Origin of the sequence: Nodularia sp. UHCC 0506, from assembly GCF_034931045.1 — a bacterium.
In the GTDB taxonomy this organism is placed as follows: Bacteria; Cyanobacteriota; Cyanobacteriia; order Cyanobacteriales; family Nostocaceae; genus Nodularia.
On sequence record NZ_JAYGHH010000060.1, the window covers coordinates 21,087 to 24,506 of the forward strand.

General features: G+C 33.0%; 6 protein-coding genes. All 6 read right to left on the minus strand.

Features of this window, described 5'->3' with window-relative positions:
- The coding region (locus VB654_RS22650; RefSeq protein ID WP_323216076.1) for an Rpn family recombination-promoting nuclease/putative transposase at nt 1-609 on the minus strand (609 nt) is incomplete at its 3' end.
- Between the two features lie 46 nt (nt 610-655).
- Nucleotides 656-1,066 carry a type II toxin-antitoxin system VapC family toxin gene (locus VB654_RS22655; protein ID WP_323216077.1) on the minus strand — a complete coding sequence of 137 codons (411 nt, stop codon included), beginning with the start codon at nt 1,064-1,066 and terminating at the stop codon, nt 656-658.
- Between the two features lie 2 nt (nt 1,067-1,068).
- Nucleotides 1,069-1,308, minus strand: coding sequence for an AbrB/MazE/SpoVT family DNA-binding domain-containing protein (locus VB654_RS22660; RefSeq protein ID WP_323216078.1), 240 nt, complete (start codon nt 1,306-1,308; stop codon nt 1,069-1,071).
- Nucleotides 1,309-1,342: 34 nt separating this feature from the next.
- Entirely contained in the window at nt 1,343-2,695 is a 1,353-nt protein-coding gene (locus VB654_RS22665; protein ID WP_323216079.1) for a restriction endonuclease subunit S, read from the minus strand.
- Nucleotides 2,695-3,114, minus strand: a complete 420-nt coding sequence (gene vapC, locus VB654_RS22670) for a type II toxin-antitoxin system tRNA(fMet)-specific endonuclease VapC (protein WP_323216080.1) — start codon at nt 3,112-3,114, stop codon at nt 2,695-2,697. Before vapC ends, VB654_RS22665 begins: the two co-directional genes overlap by 1 nt.
- Nucleotides 3,107-3,420 (minus strand): hypothetical protein (locus VB654_RS22675; protein WP_323216081.1); only part of this gene is annotated, 314 nt, incomplete at its 5' end. The genes vapC and VB654_RS22675, both read right to left, overlap by 8 nt.

The following is a 3,420-nucleotide window of genomic DNA, read 5'->3' on the forward strand; positions in this document are numbered from 1 at the left end:
GAGATATGTGTCAATAAAACCGGAAATTAGTTCTATTTTAGCAGGGTTTAATTGTAATGTGACTAACATTCTTAAGCATTCTAGTTTAACTCTGACTCTTTCTTCTGGCTTAAAATCCATTTTTGCCATTAATGCGGCTGCTACGGGGTTTGGCTGATGTAAAAAGTTTCGCCAGTTGAGGTTATTTAATTGAATGGCAAAGTAATTAAATTCGAGTATTTTTCTGTTAGGAAAGTTAACAGTATATTGGCTTTTTTCGGGGCGTTTTGGTTCGTCGTAGGAGAAAATAACTATAGGAAATATGGGAAGTAAATATTTTGCATCTAAACGAGCGAAGTAATGAAACATCCGCCGTTCAAATTCTTTCTGATTATATGCCTGATTTTCTAGGTGAATGAGTAAATAACTGTCTTGTCCTTGCCATTTTACTTGTGCTAATAAATCTATTTTTCTTTTGTCTCCAGAGGTGACATCGGTAAATATTTCTTCTGGTAAAAAAGTGAGGCTGTCTTTTTCTACATACTCTAATATTTCTGGTAAAAACAATTCTATAAATTCCCAAAAGAAGGTTTGGATTAATTCTTTAAATAGTCTATCGTGGTCTATCATATTTTTTGAATCTATTTTAATTAGGTAATCATAATTTAATGCTATTTTAATCAGGTTTAAGCCAGTTTTCTATTTTTAAATTAGGAACGCGAGAAAATTCACGAACATTAGCAGTAACGACAGTTACATTTAGGGTGAAAGCTTGCACAGCAATCAATAAATCATTACTACCAATGGGAGTTCCTTGACGTTCTAAATTTGTGCGAATTGTGGCGTAATTATGATCTATATCTGGCATTAATGGTAATACAGGAATAATTTTTAAAGCTAGTTCAATTCGTTCTTTTAATCGGAATGATTTGCTTTTTTCTGCGCCAAATCGTAATTCACAAGCTACAATGATACTGGTACAAATTTTTTCTTCACCCACATATTGAATTTGAGAAAAAATTCTCCCTGTTGGGTGTTTAACAAAATCAGAGAGTATATTAGTGTCGAGCAAGTAAGAATAAGACATTTTTACAGTTCAATATCATCTAAGGGTAATAATCCTTCGTCAACATTGGGAAATTCTTCTTCAATGTCATCTAAGGTGGCAAAGATTTCTAGGAGGGATTTTTTCTTGTAGGGTTCTATGATTAGTTTTCCATTTTCTTGTCGGATAATTACTTCTGTTGTTGATAGGTTTAATTCTTGAGGAATTGTTAAGCTTTGGGTCTTTCCTGTTTGAATAAGCTTGATGTGATATTCTGTACTCATTGTTATTGTCCTTTTTTTGTTGTGGTTTCTGGGGTTAGGGAATAGCAACTTCTCTTACATCAATTTTACCTGTGACGGCGTTGGTAATTAGGGAGGTGCGATATTCTTTTAATAGTTCTATGACCTGTCGAATTTGGTTAGTAGATTTCTGATTAATTTGATTTGTTTTTTGAATAAATTTGATAATTTTTTCTTGTTCTTCAATAGGTGGCAAGACGAATGACAGAGATTTTAACTGTTGGCTATCTATACCACTTATTGTTACCTGTTTTGTCGTAGATAATATTTGCCCCCGACTAAATGAAGATCCAAAATAAAAGAAAGCAAATAAAGGATTTAATATTTCTGTCTTTAAACGAACTCTAATCATGGAAGATTCATAAACGTGTCTCTCGCTAAGGTCTCCAACAATAGAACATTTACCAGAACCTTCAAATACTAAAGAACGACGAGCAAAAATTAAATCACCTTTTTTTAATCCCCACTGTTCTAATTCTGCTGGAGTAATTAAAATCCTATCCTTCGCTGTCTTAGATATGATAGGCTCTGCAAATGCCTCTCCCATCTGTATAAAAGAAGTACCACTTTCATTAAAAAATTCTTTGGATTTATACAAGCCATTTTGAGTAGTGCCATCCATAAGCCTTCTGAAAGGTAAAAGGTTCCAATGCTTCGGAATTTTACCCAGCCAGTCAATACCAGAATCTTTCATAGGTACGCTGGGATCTAGTCCTTTGGTGACAGCGTGACTGATGAGGGCGGTGCGTTTTTCGTCGAGTTTTTCAATGAGGGTTTCTTTCTTTTTGATGAGTTCGTCTATTTGTTTGGTTTTATAGTCGAGAAATTGAGCGATCTTTTCTTGTTCATCTAGTGGAGGTAGAGGTAAAGCCAAAGCACCTACTTTCTCACTTGTTAAATGAGCAATTGTAGATTTATTACATAAAATATCAAACCATCCTGTATCTGCAATATGCCGCATTAAATAATTTAGATATTCGACACTTGAGTGCTTTAATGGTCGCACTCTATGTAAAGCATTTTGAATGATACAATCTTCTTGTAATTCCTTTAATAAAGCAGTTCTTCCAACTTCTCCACCTTCAGAAATCAAAAGGTCGCCATTTTTTACATAATATTTCTCTCTATCTCTTGGTGAAGCCCACATTTTGGGAAGTTCATCAGTATCAACTTTATCCCATCGAACATGAATAGCCTTTAAATAAGAAATCTCATAATCATTAGGAGATTGAGGTTCATTTTGAAGCATTTTTCCTAATTGAATATCAAAATAATATCTAAAAACACTTCTTATCCAATGCTTCGGAATATCACCCAACCACTCAACACCAAAATATTTATACTTTTCATAACCCTGATACTTACCCATTATTCCCCTTCCCAATCTTCTATTTTTAACCCTTCAACTCGGCTAAACTCTCTAACATTATGAGTCACTAATATTAAATTATTCACCAAAGCAATAGCAGCAATTTGGATATCATTTGAGCCAATAGGAGTTCCAGCCTTGGCTAAATCAGCCCGAATCTTACCATAAACCTCCGCACAGGAATCATCAAAGGGTAAAGATACAAACTGCTGTAAAAACAATTGTTGTATATTTAAACTTTTTTGAGGGTTATTACTCTTCATTGACCCAAAAAATAACTCAGCTTTAACCACAGAACAAACAGCAATCTTATTTTCTCCTATGCTTTCAAAACGGCGATTAATACTAGAATTTCTATTTTTTAAATACACTATACAAGCATTGCTATCTAGTAAATAAATTAAAGAATAATTACTCATCAGAAACTCCGATTAAATCATTATCAATTTCCTCAAAAATCCCTTGCTCATCAATTGTTATATCTATATCCGCACAACTTCCCGCTAAATTCAATAATCCTGAAGAATGAACAGGAAGATTTGCTAATAAAAAAGCTTTTAAATCTGTATCATTCTTAAAACCTAACATCTGTCTAAACTCATCAAAATTAATAAATCCTTCTAAAAAAGCTTCTATAGCTAATTTATTGAGAACTTTTTGAGATAAATTTCCTAAGTTATCCTGTATTTTATCTGTTAAATTATCTGGTAAATCAATTGTAATTT

Coding starts and splice junctions, on each gene's coding strand:
- VB654_RS22660 (WP_323216078.1), bottom strand. CDS start 1,308: ATGAGTACAGAATATCACATCAAGCTTATTCAAACAGGAAAGACCCAA.
- VB654_RS22655 (WP_323216077.1), bottom strand. CDS start 1,066: ATGTCTTATTCTTACTTGCTCGACACTAATATACTCTCTGATTTTGTT.
- vapC (WP_323216080.1), bottom strand. CDS start 3,114: ATGAGTAATTATTCTTTAATTTATTTACTAGATAGCAATGCTTGTATA.
- VB654_RS22665 (WP_323216079.1), bottom strand. CDS start 2,695: ATGGGTAAGTATCAGGGTTATGAAAAGTATAAATATTTTGGTGTTGAG.